The organism is Enterobacter sp. SECR19-1250 (assembly GCF_013391025.1).
Lineage (GTDB): Bacteria > Pseudomonadota > Gammaproteobacteria > Enterobacterales > Enterobacteriaceae > Enterobacter > Enterobacter cloacae.
Map to the genome: position 1 here is coordinate 1 of NZ_JACASJ010000041.1, position 22,014 is coordinate 22,014.

Annotated in this window: 17 protein-coding genes and 1 pseudogene; 13 read left to right on the forward strand and 5 right to left on the reverse strand. The window is 57.3% G+C overall.

All coding sequences use genetic code 11. The features are described 5' to 3' along the window. Positions 1 to 66 precede the first annotated feature (66 nt). Positions 67 to 870: an inositol-1-monophosphatase gene (gene suhB, locus HX884_RS12490; protein WP_161656992.1), complete on the reverse strand. Its 804-nt coding sequence runs from the start codon at positions 868 to 870 to the stop codon at positions 67 to 69. 131 nt (positions 871 to 1,001) lie between these two features. Here suhB and trmJ point away from each other — a divergent pair, with 131 nt between their 5' ends. The 11 genes from trmJ (at position 1,002) to sseB (ending at position 9,731) form a co-directional block, all read left to right on the forward strand. Next, entirely contained in the window at positions 1,002 to 1,727 is a 726-nt protein-coding gene (gene trmJ, locus HX884_RS12495; protein WP_062729930.1) for a tRNA (cytosine(32)/uridine(32)-2'-O)-methyltransferase TrmJ, read from the forward strand. A 236-nt stretch (positions 1,728 to 1,963) separates the two neighbouring features. Then, a complete protein-coding gene (iscR, locus tag HX884_RS12500) occupies positions 1,964 to 2,455 on the forward strand; it encodes a Fe-S cluster assembly transcriptional regulator IscR (RefSeq protein WP_013098294.1) in 492 nt (163 codons plus the stop codon). Positions 2,456 to 2,572: 117 nt separating this feature from the next. Beyond that, positions 2,573 to 3,787 carry a cysteine desulfurase gene (gene iscS, locus HX884_RS12505; RefSeq protein ID WP_003860663.1) on the forward strand — a complete coding sequence of 405 codons (1,215 nt, stop codon included), beginning with the start codon at positions 2,573 to 2,575 and terminating at the stop codon, positions 3,785 to 3,787. A gap of 24 nt (positions 3,788 to 3,811) precedes the next feature. Then, on the forward strand, positions 3,812 to 4,198 hold the full coding sequence (gene iscU, locus HX884_RS12510; protein ID WP_003860661.1) for a Fe-S cluster assembly scaffold IscU: 387 nt from the start codon (positions 3,812 to 3,814) through the stop codon (positions 4,196 to 4,198). Positions 4,199 to 4,211: 13 nt separating this feature from the next. Further along, a complete protein-coding gene (iscA, locus tag HX884_RS12515) occupies positions 4,212 to 4,535 on the forward strand; it encodes an iron-sulfur cluster assembly protein IscA (RefSeq protein ID WP_003860659.1) in 324 nt (107 codons plus the stop codon). Positions 4,536 to 4,615: 80 nt separating this feature from the next. Further along, positions 4,616 to 5,131 (forward strand): co-chaperone HscB, encoded by a 516-nt coding sequence (hscB, locus tag HX884_RS12520; RefSeq protein WP_020690034.1) that lies wholly within the window; start codon positions 4,616 to 4,618, stop codon positions 5,129 to 5,131. Positions 5,132 to 5,145: 14 nt separating this feature from the next. Further along, a complete protein-coding gene (gene hscA / locus HX884_RS12525) occupies positions 5,146 to 6,996 on the forward strand; it encodes a Fe-S protein assembly chaperone HscA (RefSeq protein ID WP_178328261.1) in 1,851 nt (616 codons plus the stop codon). A gap of 1 nt (position 6,997) precedes the next feature. Then, the gene (gene fdx, locus HX884_RS12530; protein WP_003860652.1) at positions 6,998 to 7,333 is read left to right on the forward strand and encodes an ISC system 2Fe-2S type ferredoxin; all 336 of its coding nucleotides are present in this window, start codon (positions 6,998 to 7,000) and stop codon (positions 7,331 to 7,333) included. Position 7,334: 1 nt separating this feature from the next. Beyond that, entirely contained in the window at positions 7,335 to 7,535 is a 201-nt protein-coding gene (iscX, locus tag HX884_RS12535; RefSeq protein WP_003860650.1) for a Fe-S cluster assembly protein IscX, read from the forward strand. A 53-nt stretch (positions 7,536 to 7,588) separates the two neighbouring features. Then, positions 7,589 to 8,875, forward strand: coding sequence for an aminopeptidase PepB (gene pepB / locus HX884_RS12540; RefSeq protein WP_178328262.1), 1,287 nt, complete (start codon positions 7,589 to 7,591; stop codon positions 8,873 to 8,875). A 79-nt stretch (positions 8,876 to 8,954) separates the two neighbouring features. Then, a complete protein-coding gene (sseB, locus tag HX884_RS12545) occupies positions 8,955 to 9,731 on the forward strand; it encodes an enhanced serine sensitivity protein SseB (protein ID WP_020690031.1) in 777 nt (258 codons plus the stop codon). Positions 9,732 to 9,748: 17 nt separating this feature from the next. On the opposite strand, the gene HX884_RS12550 is transcribed toward sseB, so the two are convergent. From HX884_RS12550 to HX884_RS12565, 4 genes are all read right to left on the reverse strand, one after another. Next, positions 9,749 to 10,519, reverse strand: coding sequence for a MurR/RpiR family transcriptional regulator (locus tag HX884_RS12550; RefSeq protein ID WP_013098289.1), 771 nt, complete (start codon positions 10,517 to 10,519; stop codon positions 9,749 to 9,751). After that, complete coding sequence (gene sseA / locus HX884_RS12555; RefSeq protein ID WP_058651812.1) at positions 10,519 to 11,364, reverse strand: 3-mercaptopyruvate sulfurtransferase; 846 nt, start codon at positions 11,362 to 11,364, stop codon at positions 10,519 to 10,521. The genes HX884_RS12550 and sseA overlap by 1 nt, the downstream gene beginning before the upstream one ends. Positions 11,365 to 11,454: 90 nt before the next feature. Continuing rightward, positions 11,455 to 12,822, reverse strand: coding sequence for a 6-phospho-alpha-glucosidase (locus HX884_RS12560; RefSeq protein WP_023620126.1), 1,368 nt, complete (start codon positions 12,820 to 12,822; stop codon positions 11,455 to 11,457). A 12-nt stretch (positions 12,823 to 12,834) separates the two neighbouring features. Beyond that, on the reverse strand, positions 12,835 to 14,379 hold the full coding sequence (locus HX884_RS12565; RefSeq protein WP_045293487.1) for a PTS transporter subunit EIIC: 1,545 nt from the start codon (positions 14,377 to 14,379) through the stop codon (positions 12,835 to 12,837). A 274-nt stretch (positions 14,380 to 14,653) separates the two neighbouring features. On the opposite strand from HX884_RS12565, the pseudogene HX884_RS12570 reads away from it, so the two are divergent. Beyond that, positions 14,654 to 19,597, forward strand: a pseudogene (locus HX884_RS12570) (alpha-2-macroglobulin). A gap of 1 nt (position 19,598) precedes the next feature. Continuing rightward, positions 19,599 to 21,926, forward strand: coding sequence for a peptidoglycan glycosyltransferase PbpC (pbpC, locus tag HX884_RS12575; protein ID WP_102752272.1), 2,328 nt, complete (start codon positions 19,599 to 19,601; stop codon positions 21,924 to 21,926). Positions 21,927 to 22,014 lie beyond the last annotated feature (88 nt).

Genomic DNA, 22,014 nt, shown 5'->3' on the forward strand with positions numbered 1-22,014 from the left:
ACACTTCATCGTGCTTTTCATTTTTCTGGGGAACCCTCAGCCCACAGGGAGAGGGAATTACCGGGATTAACGCTTCAGCGCATCGCTCAGTTCATCACGCATGTTTGCCAGCATGGCTTTAACAACTCGTGGGTTACCTGCAACGATGTTGCCGGTAGACATATAGTTATGGCCGCCGGTGAAATCGCATACCAGTGCGCCTGCTTCACGCGCGATCAGCTCGCCCGCAGCAAAGTCCCACGGCTTAAGCGCCAGTTCGAAGTAACCGTCAACGCGGCCGGTCGCCACGTAGGCCAGATCCAACGCGGCAGAGCCGGTGCGACGGAAGTCCGCGCATTCGGTGAACAGTTTGCCGAGGATATTCATGTAGGTGGTTGCGTGCTGTTTCGCCTTGAACGGGAAACCGGTCGCCAGAATGGTGCCGTCCAGATCGCGTGCATTGCTGCAGCGCAGACGGTAACCGTTCAGCTGCGCGCCCTGACCGCGGGTAGCGGTGAACAGTTCGTTACGCATTGGATCATAAACAACGGCAACTTCAGTACGGCCTTTAATGCGTACTGCGATAGACACAGAGAAGTGTGGCAGGCGTTTAACGAAGTTGGTGGTGCCATCCAGTGGATCGATAACCCATTGAACATCCTGATCGGTACCTTCATGTTCACCGCTTTCTTCGGTGATGATGGTGTGCTGTGGGTAAGATTTGCGGATCGTTTCGATAATAATCGCTTCTGCGGCTTTATCGACGTTAGTCACGAAATCATTGCTGCCTTTCTGGCTGGTTTCTACGGCGTCTGGCGTTTCGTAGTGTTTGGCAATTACATTACCCGCCTTGCGCGCTGCGCGCACGGCGATGGTCAGCATCGGATGCATCGGTCTCTCTCACTGGATGTTAAAGAACAGGAAAATCGGCGCAGAGTATAGCAGCGGGATCGGAATATGTCTCTCGTTTATGATAATATGCCCGAATATTCTTTAGACACTGAATTCAGACATCCAAAACTATGCTGCAAAACATTCGAATCGTGCTGGTCGAAACATCGCATACCGGCAATATGGGCTCCGTTGCCCGCGCTATGAAAACTATGGGCTTAACGAATCTGTGGCTGGTTAATCCGCTGGTGAAACCGGACTCTCAGGCCATCGCACTGGCCGCCGGTGCCAGCGACGTGATTGGCAACGCGCAAATTGTTGATACCCTGGACGAAGCGCTGGCGGGTTGCAGTCTGGTCGTCGGTACCAGCGCGCGTTCCCGTACGCTGCCGTGGCCAATGCTGGACCCGCGCGAATGCGGCCTGAAAAGTGTCTCAGAAGCGGAACAGGCGCCTGTGGCGCTGGTGTTTGGGCGTGAGCGCGTCGGCCTGACCAATGACGAACTGCAGAAGTGCCATTACCACGTCGCGATTGCGGCGAATCCGGAATACAGCTCGCTGAACCTGGCAATGGCGGTACAGGTCATTGCCTACGAAGTGCGGATGGCCTGGCTGGCGACCCAGGAGAAAGTGGCAGAACCGAAAGAAGAGACCGCCTATCCGCTGGTGGAAGATCTGGAGCGCTTCTATGGTCACCTGGAGCAGACGCTGCTCTCTACCGGTTTTATCCGCGAAGGCCATCCGGGGCAGGTGATGAATAAGCTGCGTCGCCTGTTCACCCGTGCGCGTCCGGAAAGCCAGGAACTGAACATCCTGCGTGGGATTCTGGCGTCGATTGAGCAGAAGAATAAAGAGTAGTGTCGTCTGTTCGCCGGGTGGCGCTGCGCTTACCCGGCCTACAAAACCCGTAGGCCCGTGCAAGCGCAGCGCCGCCGGGCAAATGAATACGGCACGGAAGGTTAAATACCTGACTAAAACAGTCAAGTAAATAGTTGACCAATTTAGTCAGGAATGTCAGACTTGGCCCTGCTATGCAATACCCCATTTTACTATAAAAAACCCCGGGCAGGGGCGAGTTTGAGGTTAAGTAAGACATGAGACTGACATCTAAAGGGCGTTATGCCGTAACCGCGATGCTGGACGTTGCGCTCAACTCCGAAGCGGGCCCGGTTCCGTTGGCTGATATTTCTGAACGACAAGGGATCTCCCTCTCTTATCTGGAACAGCTGTTCTCCAGACTGCGTAAAAATGGACTGGTTTCCAGCGTTCGTGGCCCAGGCGGCGGTTATCTGCTGGGTAAAGACGCGGGCAGTATTGCGGTTGGCGAAGTCATTAGTGCGGTTGACGAATCCGTTGACGCGACCCGTTGCCAGGGGAAAGGTGGCTGCCAGGGCGGCGATAAGTGCCTGACCCACGCGCTGTGGCGCGATCTGAGCGACCGCCTGACCGGCTTCCTGAACAACATCACCCTCGGTGAACTGGTGAATAACCAGGAAGTTCTGGATGTATCGGGCCGTCAGCACAGCCAGGAATCTCAACGCAGCACCCGCGCGCAGGACGCTATCGACGTTAAATTACGCGCGTAATAAAAAGATAAGTATTTCAGAATCAGGCCGGGGCGAAGCTGCCCCGTGTACTCGGTCGTACATCCAGCCGGTTGCCTGATTCCTTGCATTGAAGCGATGTACGGAGTTTATAGAGCAATGAAATTACCGATTTATCTCGACTACTCCGCAACCACGCCGGTGGACCCGCGTGTTGCCGAGAAAATGATGCAGTGTCTGACCCTGGACGGAAACTTTGGTAACCCAGCTTCCCGTTCACACCGTTTTGGCTGGCATGCTGAAGAGGCGGTGGATATCGCCCGTAATCAGATTGCTGACCTGGTGGGTGCCGACCCGCGTGAGATTGTGTTCACCTCCGGTGCGACCGAATCCGACAACCTGGCGATCAAAGGTGCAGCCAACTTTTATCAGAAAAAAGGCAAGCACATCATCACCAGCAAAACCGAACATAAAGCCGTGCTGGACACCTGCCGTCAGCTCGAGCGTGAAGGCTTTGAAGTCACTTACCTGGCGCCACAGAGCAACGGTATTATTGACCTGAAAGAGCTCGAAGCGGCGATGCGTGATGACACCATCCTGGTTTCCATCATGCATGTAAACAACGAAATCGGCGTGGTGCAGGATATCGCGACCATCGGCGAAATGTGCCGTGCGCGCGGCATCATCTATCACGTTGATGCGACTCAGAGCGTGGGCAAACTGCCTATCGACCTGAGCCAGCTGAAAGTCGACCTGATGTCCTTCTCCGGCCACAAAATCTATGGCCCGAAAGGTATCGGCGCGCTGTACGTTCGTCGTAAGCCACGTATCCGCATTGAAGCGCAGATGCACGGTGGCGGACACGAGCGCGGCATGCGTTCCGGTACGCTGCCTGTTCACCAGATCGTGGGCATGGGCGAAGCTTACCGCATTGCCAAAGAAGAGATGGAAACCGAGATGGCACGCCTGCGCACGCTCCGTAACCGTCTGTGGGACGGCGTGAAAGATATGGAAGAAGTGTATCTGAACGGCGATCTCGAGCAGGGCGCACCCAACATTCTCAACGTGAGCTTCAACTATGTTGAAGGCGAATCGCTGATCATGGCGCTGAAAGACCTGGCGGTCTCTTCCGGTTCTGCCTGTACGTCTGCAAGCCTTGAGCCATCCTACGTGCTGCGCGCGCTGGGTATGACTGACGAGCTGGCACACAGCTCTATCCGTTTCTCTTTAGGTCGTTTCACTACCGAAGAAGAGATTGACTACACCATCAAGCTGGTTCGCAACTCCATCGGCCGTCTGCGTGACCTTTCTCCACTGTGGGAAATGTTCAAGCAGGGCGTGGATCTGAACAGCATTGAATGGTCACATCACTAATCGGTACATAAGGAGAATTCAATCATGGCATACAGCGAAAAAGTCATCGATCATTACGAGAACCCGCGCAACGTTGGCTCTTTTGACAACAGCGACGAGAGCGTAGGAAGCGGTATGGTTGGCGCGCCAGCTTGTGGCGACGTGATGAAGTTGCAGATTAAAGTCAACAATGAAGGTATCATTGAAGACGCGCGCTTCAAGACCTACGGCTGCGGTTCTGCTATCGCGTCCAGCTCCCTGGTCACCGAGTGGGTGAAGGGCAAGTCTCTGGACGAAGCACAGGCAATCAAGAACACGGATATTGCTGAAGAACTCGAACTGCCACCGGTGAAAATTCACTGTTCTATCCTGGCAGAAGACGCGATCAAAGCCGCCATTGCGGATTACAAAAGCAAACGTGAAGCAAAATAATTGAGGTTTGAGTATGTCGATTACCCTTAGCGACAGCGCTGCCGCGCGAGTAAGCTCTTTTCTGGCGAACCGTGGTAAAGGCTTTGGCCTGCGACTGGGCGTACGTACCTCCGGCTGTTCTGGTATGGCTTACGTACTGGAGTTTGTTGACGAACCAGCGTCCGATGACACTGTGTTTGAAGACAAGGGCGTGAAGGTGGTGGTCGATGGCAAAAGCCTGCAATTCCTCAACGGCACTCAGCTGGACTTTGTAAAAGAAGGCCTGAACGAAGGGTTCAAATTCACGAACCCGAACGTCAAAGACGAGTGTGGTTGCGGCGAAAGCTTCCACGTTTAATCGCGCGTCATCCGAAACCCCACCGTGGCTTTATTCGCTACGCGTGGGGTTTGTTCTAACAGGCTACCCCTGAGATTGTTATGGATTACTTCACTCTCTTCGGTTTACCCGCTCAATACCCGATTGATCTCCAGGCGCTGACGATCCGTTTTCAGGACCTGCAGCGTCAGTATCATCCGGACAAATTCGCCAGCGGTACTCAGGCTGAACAACTGGCTGCGGTGTCGCAATCCGCGACCATCAACCAGGCCTGGCAGACGCTGCGCCATCCGCTGGCGCGTGCAGAATATCTGCTTTCGCTCCACGGCTTTGATCTGGCGAGCGAACAACACACCGTACGCGACACGGCGTTTCTGATGGAACAGCTTACGCTTCGCGAAGAGCTGGATGAGATTGAACAGGCCAAAGACGAAGCGCGTCTGGAAGGGTTCATCACGCGCGTGAAGGGCATGTTTGATACCCGCCATCAGCAGATGGTGGCACAACTGAACAACGAGACCTGGGACGTGGCGGCAGACACTGTGCGCAAACTCCGTTTTCTCGATAAACTGCGAAGCAGTGCTGAACAACTCGAAGAAAAGCTGCTCGATTTTTAATTTCGGAAGCAATTATGGCCTTATTACAAATTAGTGAGCCTGGCTTAAGTGCCGCACCGCACCAGCGTCGTCTGGCGGTGGGTATTGATCTCGGCACCACCAATTCCCTCGTGGCAACCGTGCGTAGCGGCCAGGCGGAGACGCTGGCTGACGAGCAGGGCCGCCATCTGCTGCCTTCCGTGGTCCACTACCAGCAGCAGGGCCACGCGGTGGGCTTTGATGCCCGCGCTAACGCCGCGCGCGATCCGGCGAATACCATCAGCTCCGTTAAGCGGATGATGGGCCGCTCGCTGGCCGATATTCAGACCCGTTACCACCATCTGCCGTATCAGCTGCAGGCCAGTGAAAACGGCCTGCCGATGATTGCGACTGCGGCCGGGCTGCTGAACCCAATTCGCGTATCCGCTGACATCCTAAAAGCGTTGGCGGAGCGTGCGACGGCAACGCTCGGCGGCGATTTAGACGGTGTGGTGATTACTGTTCCGGCTTACTTTGATGACGCACAGCGTCAGGGCACCAAAGACGCCGCGCGTCTGGCGGGCCTGCACGTGCTGCGCCTGCTGAACGAACCGACAGCGGCAGCGATTGCCTACGGCCTCGACTCCGGTCAGGAAGGGGTGATTGCGGTTTACGATCTCGGCGGCGGTACCTTTGATATCTCGATCCTGCGCTTAAGCCGTGGGGTGTTTGAAGTGCTGGCGACCGGCGGGGACTCCGCGCTGGGCGGCGATGACTTTGACCATCTGCTGGCGGATTACATTCGCGAGCAGGCGGGTATCAGCGATCGCAGCGATGCGCGCGTACAGCGTGAACTGCTGGATGCGGCCATCGAGGCCAAAATTGCGCTAAGCGATGCTGAGTCAGTCAGTGTGAACGTGGCGGGCTGGCAGGGTGAGATTGCCCGTGAACAGTTTAACGATCTGATCGCCCCCCTGGTGAAACGCACGCTGTTAGCCTGCCGTCGTGCGCTGAAAGATGCCGGCGTTGAGGCGGATGAAGTGCTGGAAGTGGTCATGGTGGGTGGTTCCACCCGCGTACCGTTGGTGCGTGAGCGTGTAGGCGAATTTTTTGGCCGCACGCCGCTGACCTCCATTGACCCGGACAAAGTGGTTGCCGTGGGCGCGGCGATTCAGGCGGATATTCTGGTCGGCAACAAGCCGGACAGTGAAATGCTGCTGCTGGACGTTATCCCGCTGTCGCTGGGGTTAGAGACCATGGGCGGACTGGTGGAGAAAGTCATTCCGCGCAACACCACCATTCCGGTGGCACGTGCGCAGGAGTTCACTACCTTTAAAGACGGTCAGACGGCCATGTCCATTCACGTGATGCAGGGCGAACGCGAACTGGTGCAGGACTGCCGCTCGCTGGCGCGCTTTGCGCTGCGGGGCATTCCGGCGCTGCCTGCGGGCGGGGCGCATATTCGCGTCACCTTCCAGGTGGATGCAGACGGCCTGCTGAGCGTCACGGCGATGGAAAAATCGACTGGTGTCGAATCGTCCATTCAGGTGAAGCCGTCCTACGGCCTGACCGATGGCGAAATCGCCTCCATGATTCAGGACTCAATGAGCTACGCCGAGCAGGATGTGAAGGCGCGTATGCTGGCCGAACAAAAAGTGGAAGCCGCACGCGTGCTGGAAAGCCTGAACGGCGCGCTCGCTGCCGATGCCGCGCTGTTAAGCGCCGCTGAGCGTCAGGTGATTGACGAGGCTGCTGCGCACTTAAGCGTGGTCGCCCAGGGCAATGACGCTGATGCAATAGAAGAAGCCATTAAAAACGTTGATAAACAAACCCAGGACTTTGCTGCTCGCCGCATGGACAAATCTGTCCGCGTCGCGCTGAAAGGCCAGTCCGTGGACGAGGTTTAATATGCCAAAGATTGTTATTTTGCCTCATGCGGACCTCTGTCCGGATGGCGCTGTTCTGGAAGCGAAGACCGGTGAAACCATTCTCGATGTTGCCCTGCGTGCAGGTATCGAAGTGGAACACGCCTGTGAAAAATCCTGTGCCTGCACAACATGCCACTGCATCGTGCGTGAAGGTTTCGACTCGCTTGCCGAGAGCACCGAAGACGAAGATGACATGCTGGATAAAGCATGGGGTCTGGAGCCCGACAGCCGCTTAAGCTGCCAGGCAGCGGTGACCGACGAAGATCTGGTCGTGGAGTTCCCACGCTACACCATCAACCACGCACGCGAGCATTAATATGGGACTGAAGTGGACAGACAGCCGTGAAATCGGCGAAGCGCTCTACGACGCTAACCCGGATCTCGATCCAAAAACCGTACGCTTCACCGATATGCATCAGTGGATCTGCGATTTAGAGGATTTTGACGACGATCCCAACGCATCCAATGAAAAAATTCTGGAGGCGATTCTGTTAGTCTGGTTAGATGAAGCAGAGTAAATCACGTAACGGGCTGCCTTCAGGCGGCCCGTTTGCTAATAAGGATAAATAAAATGACCGAAGCGATGAAGATTACGCTCTCTACGCAACCCGCCGATGCGCGTTGGGGCGAAAAAGCCACTTACAGTATCAACAACGACGGTATTACCCTGCACCTGACGGGCAACGACGATCTGGGCCTGATCCAGCGCGCCGCGCGTAAAATTGATGGGCTCGGCATTAAGCATGTCTCTCTGGCAGGCGAGGGCTGGGACACCGACCGCAGCTGGGCGTTCTGGGCCGGTTATAAAGGGCCAAAAGGCACCCGTAAAATTGAGTGGGCCAACCTTGACGAAGCCGGTCAAAAAGAGCTGGAAAGCCGCCTGACCATTATCGACTGGGTACGTGACACCATTAACGCACCGGCAGAAGAGCTGGGGCCGGAACAGCTGGCACAGCGCGCCGTTGACCTGTTGTGCGGCGTGGCCGGCGACAACATGTCTTATCGCATCACCAAAGGTGAAGACCTGCGCGAGCAGAACTACATGGGCATTCACACCGTGGGTCGTGGCTCTGAGCGTCCACCGGTGCTGCTGGCGCTGGACTACAACCCAACCGGCGATAAAGACGCGCCAGTATTTGCCTGCCTGGTCGGGAAAGGTATCACCTTCGATACCGGTGGCTACAGCCTGAAGCAGAGCGCGTTCATGGACTCCATGAAATCCGACATGGGCGGGGCGGCAACCATCACTGGTGCGCTGGCGTTTGCGATTACCCGTGGCCTGAAAAAACGCGTGAAGCTGTACCTGTGCTGCGCTGACAACATGGTAAGCGGTAATGCCTTCAAGCTCGGCGACATCATTCGCTACCGCAACGGCAAAAATGTTGAAGTGATGAACACCGATGCAGAAGGCCGTCTGGTGCTGGCTGATGGCCTGATCGACGCTTCTGCCCAGAAGCCAGAGTTGATTATCGATATGGCCACCCTGACCGGCGCGGCAAAAACGGCGCTGGGTAACGACTACCATGCGCTGTTCAGCTTCGACGACAAGCTGGCGGCCCGCCTGCTGGCAAGCGCTGCGGCAGAAAACGAACCGTTCTGGCGTCTGCCGCTGGCGGAGTTCCACCGCAGCCAGCTGCCGTCTAATTTTGCCGAACTGAATAACACCGCGAGCGCGGCATACCCGGCGGGTGCAAGCACCGCAGCAGGCTTCCTGTCCCACTTCGTTGAGAACTATCACGAAGGCTGGCTGCATATCGACTGCTCCGCAACCTACCGTAAAGCGGCGGTTGAACAGTGGTCTGCGGGCGCGACCGGCCTGGGCGTGCGTACCATGGCGAACCTGCTGACGGCTGAGTAATTATTGGCCCCTCACCCCGGCCCTCTCCCCTTTGGGGAGAGGGTTAGGGTGAGGGGAAAATTCGACATCTGGAATTGTTATGTCCGAAACCAAAAACGAATTAGAAACCCTGCTGGAACAGGCGGCGACCGAGCCCGCCCACCGTCCGGCATTTTTCCGCACGCTGCTGGAATCCACCGTCTGGGTGCCAGGAACCGCGGCGGAAGGTGAGCAGGTTGTTGAAGACAGCGCGCTGGATCTGCTGCACTGGGAGAAAGACGACGGCACCTCGGTGATCCCGTTCTTTACCTCGCTGGAAGCGCTACAGACCGCCGTTGAAGACGAACAGGCGTTCGTGGTGATGCCGGTGCGCACGCTGTTCGAAATGACGCTGGGCCAGACGCTGTTCCTTAATGCGAAATTGCCGACCGGGAAAGAGTTCACGCCGCGTGAAATCAGCCATCTGATTGGTGAAGAGGGTAACCCGCTCAGCACCCAGGAAGTGCTGGAAGGGGGCGAAACGCTGCTGCTCTCTGAAGTGGCCGAACCGCCAGCGCAGATGATCGATTCCCTGACCACGTTGTTCAAAACCCTGAAGCCGGTAAGACGCGCGTTCCTCTGTTCGATTAAAGAGCAAGCGGATGAACAGCCGGTACTGTTGATTGGTATTGAAGCTGACGGCGATATCGACGAGATCATCCAGGCGGCGGGCAGTGTGGCCACTGATACGTTGCCGGGCGATGAGCCAATTGATATCTGCCAGGTGAAGAACGGTGAGAAGGGCATCAGCCACTTTATTACCGAGCACATCACACCGTTCTATGAGCGTCGCTGGGGCGGTTTCCTGCGCGATCTCAAAACCAACCGCATCATCTGATTACAGCGGGGTGACTGTCACCCCGTTGCTTCCAGCAGCAGTAAATCCATCAGCAGTACCAGATTCGACTCAAACGACGTCACCCCTGCGGCTTCCGCGGCGTAATGCACCGCCTCGTCATAGAGAGCGAAGTGCACGTCCGCCATGCCCGCCAGCGTATTGGCCGAGGCGCGGGTAAACGCGACAATCGTCATCCCGACGTTTTTGGCGATCCGCGCTTTATCCAGCACCTGCTCTGTTTCGCCGCTGCGCGAGACGGCAATAAATACCTGATAACGGGCGGCGTTACTGAGAAAGATGTTCCGGCTGTCACCCGGCCCGGAGATAAACGCCGTTTTCCCCAGCACCTGCAGTTTTTTGGTCAGGTATTCGGCAAACAGATAGGAAAACCCGGCACCGTAGAGAAAGAAGCTCTCTTTGTGACGCAGCAGGTCGGCAAACTGCAGACGCTTCTCATCGGTCACCCACTGGAATGTCTGCTGATAGTTGGCAATAAACTGGCTGAACAGCGCGGGCAACTGCGGAAGGGCGTTTCCTTGCGTCGTAATATGCGGCGTGTCGGTGAGGAGCTGTTTGCAGTGCCAGATAAACTCGCTAAACCCGCTGAACCCCAGCTTCTGACACAGCCGCATAATCGTCGCGGTAGAGACAAATGTCGCCTGCGCCAGTTCCCGCACCGTGATGTTACCCACCAGCAGTGGATGCTCCGTGAGGTGGGCGAGTACGCGATATTCCGCGCGGGTCAGCGATTCCCCGCGCGTTAACAGCGTGGCCAGGCGGTTATCCATTATTTCGCGGGTTCAACCGGCAGGTCGTCCCGCGCACCCCACTCACTCCAGGCGCCATCGTACAGCGTGACGTCGTTTACGCCGAGCGTGGCGAGCGCCAGGATCACCACGCAGGCCGTTACGCCGGAACCGCAGCTGGCAATAATCGGACGGTGTAAATCCACGCCCTGACGATCAAAAATCGCGCGTAGCTCATCGGTGGTTTTCAGTTCGCCCTCAAACACCAGATCGCCCCACGGCACGTTCAACGCCCCCGGAATGTGTCCGCGTTTCAGGCCAGGGCGAGGTTCGTCCGCTTCAGCGTTAAAACGTGCGGCAGGACGCGCATCGACGATTTGAGCAGTGTTTTCATGGCTGACGACCAGCACGTCGGTCAGGCGTTTCACCACATTTGCGTCAAACGTCGCGTCAAAATCCCCCTCCGGCAGCGTCACGTCCCCCTGCTGCAGCGGCAGTTCGTCGCGCTTCCAGCCAGCCAGCCCCCCCGCCAGAATCGAGACTTTCTCGACGCCGAAGTTTTTCAGCATCCACCACGCGCGCGGGGCAGAGAAGAGGTTACCTTCATCATAAACAACGAGGTGTTTGTCTTTGCTGATGCCCAGCTCGCGCATCGCCACGGAGAAGGCTTCCGGGCGCGGCAGCATGTGCGGCAGAGGGGAGGTGTGATCGGAGAGGGTTTCGATATCAAAAAATACCGCGCCCGGCAGGTGCCCTGCGCGGTATTCACCGGGAACGTCACGATGCTCCTGGCCCGGAGGAGCCATACGCGCGTCAATAATCTGCACTTCAGGATCGTCGCCGTGCTCAATCAGCCAGTCGGCGGCGACAAAATATGAGGTGGACATGGGTTGCCTCCATTCTTTTCCGTAAAAAAGGATTGTCGGTGTTTTTTCTGACACCGACAAGCAAACCACGTTCAACTCGCGAGCAAGCCCCTATTTTTTCACCGCTTCGCCGTTCTGCCAGGCTTTTTGCAGCGCAGGCCAGTACTCGCGGTTAGCCTCGATCATCTCATCCAGAATCGCTTTCGCGTGCTCCATGGTCGGTACGGTGCGGTTCAGGGTAAATGCCTGCAGCGCTTTCTCATAGCTCCCTTCAATGGTTGCTTCCACCAGCAACTGTTCAGAGGCGAGCTGCTGTTGCAGCAGCGTCTGATGGAACAGCGGCACCTGGCCCACGCGGACAGGCTCTGGCCCCTCGGAGGTGATATAAGCGGGAACCTCGACGACCGCATCGTACGGCAGATTAGTAATTGCCCCGCGGTTTTCCACCATCACCAGATGACGGCTCCGCAGGTTGAAGGCCAGCGAGCAGGCGACATCGACGATAAACTCGCCGTGAACGCCAACGTGGAAGGCGTCCGGCAGGATCCCGGTACGCTTATATTCTTCGGCTGCGGCAAACAGCTTTTTCTCACGCCCGTTCATCACTTCGTTAGCGCGGGTGTAGTCCGGGTTCTGATGCTCAACAATCTGGTTCGGCATCAGGTAGTACTGCAGATACGGGTTCGGCAGATACTCCGGGAAGTTATCCATGATCGGCTTGATGTTGCGCCAGGTTTTCACCCACGACGGATCGGAGTGCTGCGGGTCGGTTTTGGCGGCATCTTCCGTCAGCAGACCAAACTTCGCGATATGTTTACGCAGCTCCGGCAGCTTGTCCTCGCCGTCCACCAACACACGGGTAAACCAGCCGAAGTGATTCAGCCCAAAGTAGTCCACCTCCAGCTTGCGGCGATCGACCCCCAGAATGGCTCCCATGTTACGCATTGCAGCAACCGGCATATCGCAAATATTCAGCACGCGGGCGTTTGGCCGCAGACGACGCACCCCCTCTGCGACGATTGCCGCCGGGTTGGAGTAGTTTACGATCCATGCTTTTTCATGCGCGTAGCGATCTACCAGATCGATAAGCTCGACCATTGGCAGGATCGTACGCAGCCCGTAAGCCAGCCCGCCGGGGCCGCAGGTCTCCTGACCAACCACGCCGTGGCGCAGCGGGATCTTCTCATCCTGCTCGCGCATTTTATACTGGCCAACGCGCATCTGGGCGAAGACGAAGTGTGCGCCGCTGAAGGCCACTTCCGGGTCATTGGTGACGGTAAATTTGATGCTCTGGCTGTGGTCGCGGATCACTTTTTCCACCACCGGAGCAATCGTGTTCTGACGCGCCTCGTCGATGTCGTAGAGGCGGATTTCGGCCAGCGGGAAGTCCTGCAGACGCACCATCAAGCTTTTCACAATACCTGGCGTGTAGGTGCTACCGCCGCCAGCAATCGACAGAATGAATGGGGGTGTAAACATCTTTAGCTCCTTTCAGAGAAACGTCTCAACGGCTTCTCGCATTTTTTTGACATGCAGCCCGTAGACCACCTGAACGTTGTTACCTTGTTTGATAATCCCTTTTGCGCCGGTCGCTTTCAGGCGCGGCTCATCAATGATGGCGACATCCTTCACCGTCACACGTAAGCGGGTGTAGCAGTTATCCACCACTTCAATATTTTCCCGGCCGCCCAGACCGACAACGATGGATTCACCCAGCCCGTCGTTATTGCCCTTCGCCTGGTACTCCTGTTTGCTGTAAAGGCGCGTCTCCTGGTCCTCATCTTCACGGCCTGGCGTTTTCATGTTGAAACGCAGGATCAGGAAGCGGAACACCACGAAGTAGAGGGCGAACATGATCAGCCCGACCACGATGTACATCGGCCAGTTGGACTTCTCCGTACCGAGCGGCAGGTTGTAGAGAATAAAATCGATAATCCCGTTAGCGCCGATGGCGTGAACACCCAGCAGGGAGAACAGCATCATCCCGATACCCGTCAGCACCGCGTGCACCACGAACAGCAGCGGGGCGACAAACAGGAAGGAGAACTCGATGGGCTCGGTGACGCCGACCAGCAGCGAAGTGAGCGCCGCCGGGATCAGAATCGCTTTTGCTGCCGCTTTACGCTCCGGCTTTGCGGTCATGTACATCGCCAGCGCCGCCGCCGGCAGGCCAAACATCTTGCTGATGCCGCGCGCATCCCATACCACCGTGCTGCTGAGCTGTTTCACCTCCGGGCAGGCCATTTCCGCGAAGTAAATGTTGCGCGCGCCCTGATAAACCGTACCGCACACCTCTTGCGTGCCGCCCAGTTCGGTATACAGGAACGGGGTATAGACCAGATGATGCAGACCGGTGGGCACCAGAATGCGCTCAAGGAAGCCGTAGATCGCCACGCCGAACGGACCAGAACCTTTGATGGCAAGCGCCATTGCGCTAATGCCGTGCTGGGCAAACGGCCACAGCTCGCTCATCACTACGCCGAGCAGCATGGAAACGGGCAGCATCACAATGGCGACAAAACAGTGACCAGAGTAAATCGCCATCGCGCCGTTAAACTGTACGCCGGAGTATTTGTTGTACAGGTATCCGGAAAGCGCGCCGGTCAGGATCCCTGCGAACACGCCCATCTCCAGCACCTGAACGCCCAGCACCATAGTCTGCCCGGCGGCTTTCATCTGTGCTGCGGGTGCCAGTTCGCCCTGAAGCTGTAGCGTGACGTTCATGGCGTTGATAAACACCACAAACGTTACCAGCCCAATCAGCGCCGCGTAGCCTTTGTCCCGTGTTGCCAGACCAATCGGGATGCCGACGGCAAACACCAGGGCCAGGTTAACCAGCACCGACACGGCAGATTTGGCGATCAGCTGGCCGATGTTCTGGATCAGCGGATGGCCGAGAAACGGCAGATACTCGGCCAGGTTGCCATTGCCCAGCACATTGCCAAAGGCGATAAACAGACCGACGATCGGTAAAATAAGTACCGGTCCGTACAATGATTTTCCGAAATTTTGTAGGGCGTTCACGGCTCGTTTCATGGCTTTCTCTCTTATTGAACCGCGCACTCGGGGTGCGTCTTGAGCTTAAAACTAGCAGGCTCCCGGCGAGCTTATCCAGCTATCTTCTTGTTTTAAAAACAAATGACGTGAAAGGTAACATGTGACGTTTGACGTTGTGATCGGTGTAACATCACCACGCTGACGATGCGAGCCGCCTTCCAGATCCTAAAAATGGACTTTTTGTATTAACGAAACTTGCGGATAATACTTATCCGGAAGACGACCAACAGGCTCCATGGGCCAGGGACAAAGGATGAAACCGTTTCGCTTAGCCGCGCTCTCTCTTGCGCTGCTCACCACGTTTACGCTTGTCGGCTGTGATAACAGCGACGATAAACCTCAGGCTGCGGCTCCCGCGGCTTCTACAGCAACCACACCAAAAGCGGCAGAAAAGCCAGACGCTGACAAGCTGGCAAAACTGGTGGCACAAAGTCAGGGCAAAGCGCTCACTCTGCTTGATGCCTCTGAAGTGCAGCTGGACGGCGCCGCCACGCTGGTGCTGACATTCTCTGTTCCACTGAATCCGGATCAGGATTTCTCGAAAACCGTGCATGTCGTGGATAAGAAAAGCGGCAAGGTTGACGGGGCGTGGGAACTGGCGCCGAACCTGAAAGAGCTTCGTCTGCGCCATCTGGAGCCTAACCGCAATCTGGTCGTCACCGTGGAACGCGATCTGCAGGCGTTAAACAAAGCGACTTTTGGCATCGACTACGAAAAAGCCCTGACCACCCGGGATGTCGAGCCGACGGTCGGATTCGCCAGCCGCGGGTCACTGCTGCCGGGTAAAGTGGTGGAAGGCTTGCCGGTCATGGCGCTCAACGTCAATAACGTGGACGTGAACTTCTATCGCGTGAAACCGGAATCGCTGGCTTCATTCGTCAGCCAGTGGGAATACCGTAACTCGCTGACCAACTGGGAATCTGACAATCTGCTGAAGATGGCCGAGTTGGTTTATACCGGTCGTTTCGATCTTAACCCGGCACGTAACACGCGTGAAAAACTGCTGCTGCCGCTGAAAGATATCAAGCCGCTCCAGCAGCCGGCGTCTATATCGCAGTGATGAATCAGGCAGGGCACTACAACTACAGCAATGCCGCCACGCTCTTCACCTTAAGCGATATTGGGCTGTCCGCTCACCGTTATCATAACCGTCTCGATATCTTCACCCAGAGCCTGGAAAACGGTGCGGCGCAATCCGGCGTAACCGTCACGCTGTTAAACGATAAAGGGCAGACCCTGGCTGAGGCGAACAGCGATGCTGACGGCCATGCAAAGCTCGAAACTGACAAAGAAGCCGCGCTGATCCTTGCCAGTAAAGATGGCCAGACTACGCTGCTTGACCTCAAGCTGCCGGCACTCGATCTGGCGGAGTTCGACATTGCCGGTAGCCCGGGTTACAGCAAGCAATTCTTTATGTTTGGCCCGCGTGACCTCTATCGCCCAGGCGAAACGGTGATCCTGAACGGCTTACTGCGCGACAGCGACGGTAAACCGCTGCCCGCGCAGCCGGTGAAGCTGGATGTGCTTCGCCCGGACGGGCAGGTAGCGCGTACCGTCGTCGTCCAGCCGGAGAATGGTCTCTATCGCTTTAACTATCCGCTGGACAGCGGGGCGCAAACCGGCATGTGGCATATCCGCGCCAATACGGGCGATAACCAGCAGCGTCTGTGGGACTTCCACGTCGAAGATTTTATGCCAGAGCGTATGGCGCTGAATCTGAGCGGACAAAAAACGCCGGTTGCACCGCAGGATAACGTCGACTTTAACGTGGTGGGATATTACCTCTACGGCGCACCGGCCAACGGTAATGCCCTGCAGGGGCAGCTCTTTTTGCGTCCACTGCGTGAAGCGGTTCCGGCGCTGCCTGGCTTCCAGTTTGGCGATATCGCCGAAGACAACCTGAGTCGCAGCCTGGATGAAGTGCAGCTTACGCTTGATGAACAGGGGCGTGGGCAGGTCTCTACGGAAAGCCAGTGGAAAGAGGTGCATTCTCCGCTTCAGCTGATCCTGCAGGCCAGCCTGCTGGAATCAGGCGGTCGTCCGGTGACGCGTCGTGCTGAACAGGCTATCTGGCCAGCAGCCGAATTACCGGGTATTCGTCCTCAGTTCGCCAGCAAGGCGGTGTATGATTACCGCACCGATACCACCGTTAACCAGCCTATTGTCGATGAAAACGGCAACGCCAGTTTCGACATTGTCTATGCCGATGCCAGTGGGGCGAAAAAGGCTGTTTCCGGATTACAGGTGCGCCTGATCCGCGAACGCCGCGACTACTACTGGAACTGGTCAGAAAGCGATGGCTGGCAGTCCCAGTTTGATCAAAAAGATCTCATTGAAGGCGAGCAGGAACTGACCCTCAAGGCCGATGAAACGGGCAAAGTGACGTTCCCGGTAGAGTGGGGCTCCTATCGTCTGGAAGTGAAAGCGCCTGATGACATGGTCAGCAGCGTACGTTTCTGGGCCGGGTACAGCTGGCAGGATAACAGTGACGGCACGGGAGCCGCGCGCCCCGACCGCGTGACCCTGAAACTGGATAAGCCTTCTTACCAGCCGGGTGACACCATCCAGTTGCATATCGCCGCACCTGCCGCAGGTAAAGGCTATGCGATGATCGAATCCAGCGAAGGGCCACTGTGGTGGAAAGAGATCGACGTTCCGGCCAACGGACTGGATCTGTCTATTCCGGTAGACAAAGCCTGGAAACGCCACGACCTCTATCTCAGCACGCTGGTGGTTCGCCCTGGCGATAAATCCAAATCCGCCACGCCGAAGCGGGCGGTTGGCCTGCTGCATCTGCCGATGGGGGATGAAAATCGCCGTCTGAATATCGCGCTGGATAACCCGCAAAAAATGCGCCCTAACCAGACGCTTTCCGTGAAGGTAAAAGCCAGCGTGAAAGAGGGCCCGGTACCACAGAAAGTGAACGTGCTGGTCTCCGCGGTGGACAGCGGCGTGCTGAACATTACCGATTACGTCACGCCGGATCCGTGGCAGGCCTTCTTTGGTCAGAAGCGCTATGGCGCGGATATCTACGATATCTACGGCCAGGTGATTGAAGGCCAGGGACGTATGGCCGCGCTGCGTTTTGGTGGTGACGGCGATGAGCTTAAACGCGGCGGTAAGCCGCCGGTGAACCATGTCACCATTATCGCCCAGCAGGCACAGCCAGTGACGCTTGATGCGAATGGTGAAGGGTCCATCACACTGCCAATTGGAGACTTCAACGGTGAGCTGCGTCTGATGGCGCAGGCCTGGACGGAAGAGGATTTCGGCAGCAGCGAAAGCAAAGTGATTGTGGCCGCGCCGGTCATTACCGAGCTTAATACGCCGCGCTTCCTGGCAAGCGGCGATACCTCACGGTTGACACTGGATCTCACTAACCTGACCGATCAGCCGCAAACGCTAAATGTGGCCTTAACCGCGACCGGCAAGCTGTCGCTGGAAGGGGCGCAGCCGCAGCCTGTCAAACTGCCACCGGGTGCGCGCAGCACGCTGTTTATTCCGGTGCGTGCACTGGAAGGTTACGGTGACGGCGAAGTGACGGCGCAGGTAACAGGACTTCAGCTGCCTGGCGAGACCTTCGCTCCGCAGCAGAAGAGCTGGAAAATCGGCGTCCGTCCTGCGTTCCCGGCGCAGACGGTGAATACCGGGGCCATGCTGAACCCGGGTGAGTCCTGGACTGCGCCAGGGCAGCATATCAACGGCTTCTCTCCCGCTACATTGCAGGGACAACTGCTGCTTAGCGGCAAACCGCCGCTTAATCTGGCGCGCTATATCCGTGAGCTGCAGGCATATCCTTATGGCTGTCTTGAACAAACCACCAGTGGCCTGTTCCCGTCTCTCTATACCAACGCGTCACAGCTGAAGGCGCTTGGCATTAAAGGCGACACGGACGACAAACGTCGTGCTGCCATTGATATTGGCATCTCCCGCCTTCTGCAGATGCAGCGTGACGACGGTGGTTTTGCGCTCTGGGATAAAAACGGTCCGGAAGAGTACTGGCTGACTGCCTATGTCACTGACTTCCTGGTGCGTGCCGGTGAGCAGGGCTACAGCGTGCCGACGGATGCGGTCAATAATGCCAATAGCCGACTGCTCCGCTACCTGCAGGATCCGGGCATGATGTCCATCCGCTACAGCGACGATACCCAGGCCAGCAAATTTGCCGTGCAGGCCTATGCCGCACTGGTACTGGCGCGCCAGCAAAAAGCCCCGCTGGGTGCGTTGCGTGAAATCTGGGATCGTCACGGGCAGGCGGCTTCCGGTCTGCCGCTGATGCAGCTCGGTATGGCACTCAAACTGATGGGGGATGCCCCGCGCAGCCAGCAGGCGCTGGATCTTGCCCTCAAAACGCCGCGCAACGACAGCAGAAACTGGATGGCGGATTACGGTAGCGCGCTTCGTGATAACGCGCTGATGCTCTCCCTTCTGGAGGAGTACAAGCTGCTGCCGGATGCGCAAAATACGCTGCTGAATGCCCTGTCTGAACAGGCCTTCAGCCAGCGCTGGCTGTCTACGCAGGAGAGTAACGCGCTGTTCCTGGCCGGACGTTCGCTACAAACTCTGTCCGGAGCATGGCAGGCGGAAACCTCACTCTCGGGTAGCGCATTGAGCGGTGACAAGGCGCTGGTGCAGAATATGAATGGCGATCAGCTTGGTGCGCTGCAGGTGACCAACACCGGCACGACACCGCTGTGGGTGCGTCTGGATAGCACCGGTTACCCGGACTCAGCCCCTCTCGAATGTTCTGCAGATTGAACGCCATATTCTGGCAACCGACGGCAGTTCGAAATCGCTCTCTTCGCTGAAGAGCGGTGAGCTGGTGCTGGTATGGCTGGAAGTGAAGGCCAGCCAGAACGTGCCGGATGCGCTGGTGGTGGATCTCCTCCCGGCGGGTCTGGAGCTGGAGAACCAGAACCTGGCAAGCAGCAGCGCCAGCCTGCAGGACAGCGGCAGCGAAGTGCAGAACCTGCTTAGCCAGATGCAGCAGGCGGATATTCAGCATATGGAGTTCCGCGACGACCGCTTTGTGGCCGCAGTGCCGGTGAACGAAGGGCAGCCGGTTACGCTGGTTTATCTGGCGCGCGCCGTGACGCCGGGAACGTACCAGGTACCGGTGCCGCTGGTGGAGTCCATGTATGTTCCGCAGTGGCGGGCAACGGGTGCGGCCAGTGGCCCGCTGATTGTTGTACCGTAATATGTCAGTTGCACGTCTGATACGCTCCCGCTGGCTGTGGCTGGCGGGGGCGCTTCTCATTTTATGGGGGCTGATTGTCGCCGCCGACCGCCTCTGGCCGTTGCCGCTGAAAGAGGTTAACCCCGCCCGGGTGGTGGTCGATGAGAAGGGCACGCCGCTCTGGCGTTTTGCCGACAGCGAAGGGATCTGGCGTTATCCGGTCACGATTGAAGAGGTCTCTCCTCGCTATCTTGAGGCCCTGATCCAGTATGAAGATCGCTGGTTCTGGGAGCATCCAGGCGTGAATCCTTTCTCTGTGCTGCGCGCCGCCTGGCAGGATCTGACGTCCGGTAAGGTTGTCTCCGGGGGCAGCACGCTGACCATGCAGGTTGCGCGTCTGCTGGATCCGCATCCGCGCACCTTTGGCGGTAAAATTCGTCAACTCTGGCGGGCGATGCAGCTTGAATGGCACCTCTCCAAGCGCGAGATCCTCACCCTCTACCTTAACCGCGCCCCGTTTGGCGGGACGCTCCAGGGAATAGGTGCTGCAAGCTGGACCTATCTGGGTAAACCGCCATCACAGCTCAGCTATTCCGAAGCGGCCCTGCTGGCGGTGCTACCTCAGGCCCCCAGCCGTTTACGCCCGGACCGCTGGCCGGCGCGGGCGGAAGCGGCGCGCAACAAAGTGCTCGACCGGATGGTAACGCAGGGCGTCTGGTCAGCCCGACAGGTTAACGAATCCCGTGAAGAGCCGGTATGGCTGGCTCCCCGGCAGATGCCCCAGCTGGCGCCGCTCTTCGCACGCATGATGCTGGGAAAAAGCCGTGATACCAAAATTGTCACCACTCTGGATGCCGCCTTACAACGGCAGCTGGAAGAGCTGGCAATGAACTGGAAATCCCGCCTGCCGGCGCGCAGTTCACTGGCGATGATCGTCGTGGATCATACCAATATGAAAGTGCGCGGCTGGGTCGGTTCGGTGGATATTAACGATGACACCCGCTTCAGCCATGTGGATATGGTGAATGCGATCCGATCCCCGGGATCGGTACTGAAACCTTTTATCTACGGTATGGCGCTCGACGATGGATTGATCCATCCCGCTTCACTGCTTCAGGATGTCCCCAGGAAAACCGGTGATTATCGTCCCGGTAACTTTGACAGCGGATTCCATGGGCCGGTGAGCATGAGCGAAGCGCTGGTGCGCTCCCTTAACCTGCCTGCCGTGCAGGTGCTGGAGGCGTACGGGCCTAAGCGTTTTGCCGGCATGCTCAGCAACGCAGGGTTGCCGCTTATTTTGCCTGCGGGGGCGCAGCCAAATCTGTCGTTGATCCTGGGCGGGGCGGGAGCGCGGCTGGCTGATATTACTGCTGCCTACAGCGCTTTTGCCCGCCACGGTAAAGCGGGAAGGCTGCGCTTACAGCCAGGTGATGCGCTGGTTGAACGTCCGCTGTTGTCACCCGGCTCGGCCTGGATTATTCGCCGTATTCTGGCGAATGAAGCCCAACCGTTACCGGATAACTCACTGCCGCAGGTTGCGCCGCTGGCATGGAAAACGGGCACCAGCTACGGCTATCGCGATGCCTGGGCCATTGGCCTGAATGCGCGTTACGTGATTGGCATCTGGACAGGAAGGCCGGACGGCACGCCCGTGGCGGGACAGTTTGGTTTTGCCAGTGCCGTGCCGCTGTTAAATCAGGTGAATAACCTGCTTCAGTCGCGCTCAACGATAGACGAAGCGCGCCTGCCACGCGATCCGCGCCCGGAAAGCGTCGGGCGAGGCGTGATCTGCTGGCCTGGCGGGCAATCTTTGCCGGAGGGCAGTGAAAACTGCCGTCGACGCCTGTCGACCTGGCTGCTGGAAGGGAGTGAGCCGCCGACGCTGTTGCTGCCGGAGCAGGAGGGCATCCGCGGGATCCGTTTCCCGATCTGGCTGGATAAAACCGGCAAACGCGTGGCGGCAGATTGCCCGGATGCCACAGAGAAAGTGCTGGACGTCTGGCCGCTGCCCCTGGAGCCGTGGCTACCGGCAGCGGAAAAAAGAGCGGCACGTCTTCCCGCACCCTCAACGGTTTGTCCACCGCTGGATGATAACAATGCGGCACCGCTAATGATTTCAGGTATCAGAGAGGGGGCGGTCATTAAACGTCTTCCGGGTGAGGATAATGTGACAATTTCCGTCACGACCAGCGGGGGAGAAGGGCAGCGATGGTGGTTTTTAAATGGCGAGCCTCTTGAACATAAAAATCGGAATTTTTCAATGCAGTTATCTTTGCCCGGTAAATTTCAATTAGTTGCCATGGATGAGGCCGGGAAATTGGCTACGCTTAATTTTGAATTAAGCCGCTAACCCCTACTCCCTATTAATTAGCTTGATAATAATCAATGTTCGTTCCTGCGAAAAAACGAGAATGCGTTTTTATTTGAAGGAATGAGCA

Bases quoted from the DNA above. Each gene is read 5' to 3' on its own strand.
- suhB (WP_161656992.1), bottom strand. From the start codon at position 870: ATGCATCCGATGCTGACCATCGCCGTGCGCGCAGCGCGCAAGGCGGGT.
- trmJ (WP_062729930.1), top strand. From the start codon at position 1,002: ATGCTGCAAAACATTCGAATCGTGCTGGTCGAAACATCGCATACCGGC.
- iscR (WP_013098294.1), top strand. From the start codon at position 1,964: ATGAGACTGACATCTAAAGGGCGTTATGCCGTAACCGCGATGCTGGAC.
- iscS (WP_003860663.1), top strand. From the start codon at position 2,573: ATGAAATTACCGATTTATCTCGACTACTCCGCAACCACGCCGGTGGAC.
- iscU (WP_003860661.1), top strand. From the start codon at position 3,812: ATGGCATACAGCGAAAAAGTCATCGATCATTACGAGAACCCGCGCAAC.
- iscA (WP_003860659.1), top strand. From the start codon at position 4,212: ATGTCGATTACCCTTAGCGACAGCGCTGCCGCGCGAGTAAGCTCTTTT.
- hscB (WP_020690034.1), top strand. From the start codon at position 4,616: ATGGATTACTTCACTCTCTTCGGTTTACCCGCTCAATACCCGATTGAT.
- hscA (WP_178328261.1), top strand. From the start codon at position 5,146: ATGGCCTTATTACAAATTAGTGAGCCTGGCTTAAGTGCCGCACCGCAC.
- fdx (WP_003860652.1), top strand. From the start codon at position 6,998: ATGCCAAAGATTGTTATTTTGCCTCATGCGGACCTCTGTCCGGATGGC.
- iscX (WP_003860650.1), top strand. From the start codon at position 7,335: ATGGGACTGAAGTGGACAGACAGCCGTGAAATCGGCGAAGCGCTCTAC.
- pepB (WP_178328262.1), top strand. From the start codon at position 7,589: ATGACCGAAGCGATGAAGATTACGCTCTCTACGCAACCCGCCGATGCG.
- sseB (WP_020690031.1), top strand. From the start codon at position 8,955: ATGTCCGAAACCAAAAACGAATTAGAAACCCTGCTGGAACAGGCGGCG.
- HX884_RS12550 (WP_013098289.1), bottom strand. From the start codon at position 10,519: ATGGATAACCGCCTGGCCACGCTGTTAACGCGCGGGGAATCGCTGACC.
- sseA (WP_058651812.1), bottom strand. From the start codon at position 11,364: ATGTCCACCTCATATTTTGTCGCCGCCGACTGGCTGATTGAGCACGGC.
- HX884_RS12560 (WP_023620126.1), bottom strand. From the start codon at position 12,822: ATGTTTACACCCCCATTCATTCTGTCGATTGCTGGCGGCGGTAGCACC.
- HX884_RS12565 (WP_045293487.1), bottom strand. From the start codon at position 14,379: ATGAAACGAGCCGTGAACGCCCTACAAAATTTCGGAAAATCATTGTAC.
- pbpC (WP_102752272.1), top strand. From the start codon at position 19,599: ATGTCAGTTGCACGTCTGATACGCTCCCGCTGGCTGTGGCTGGCGGGG.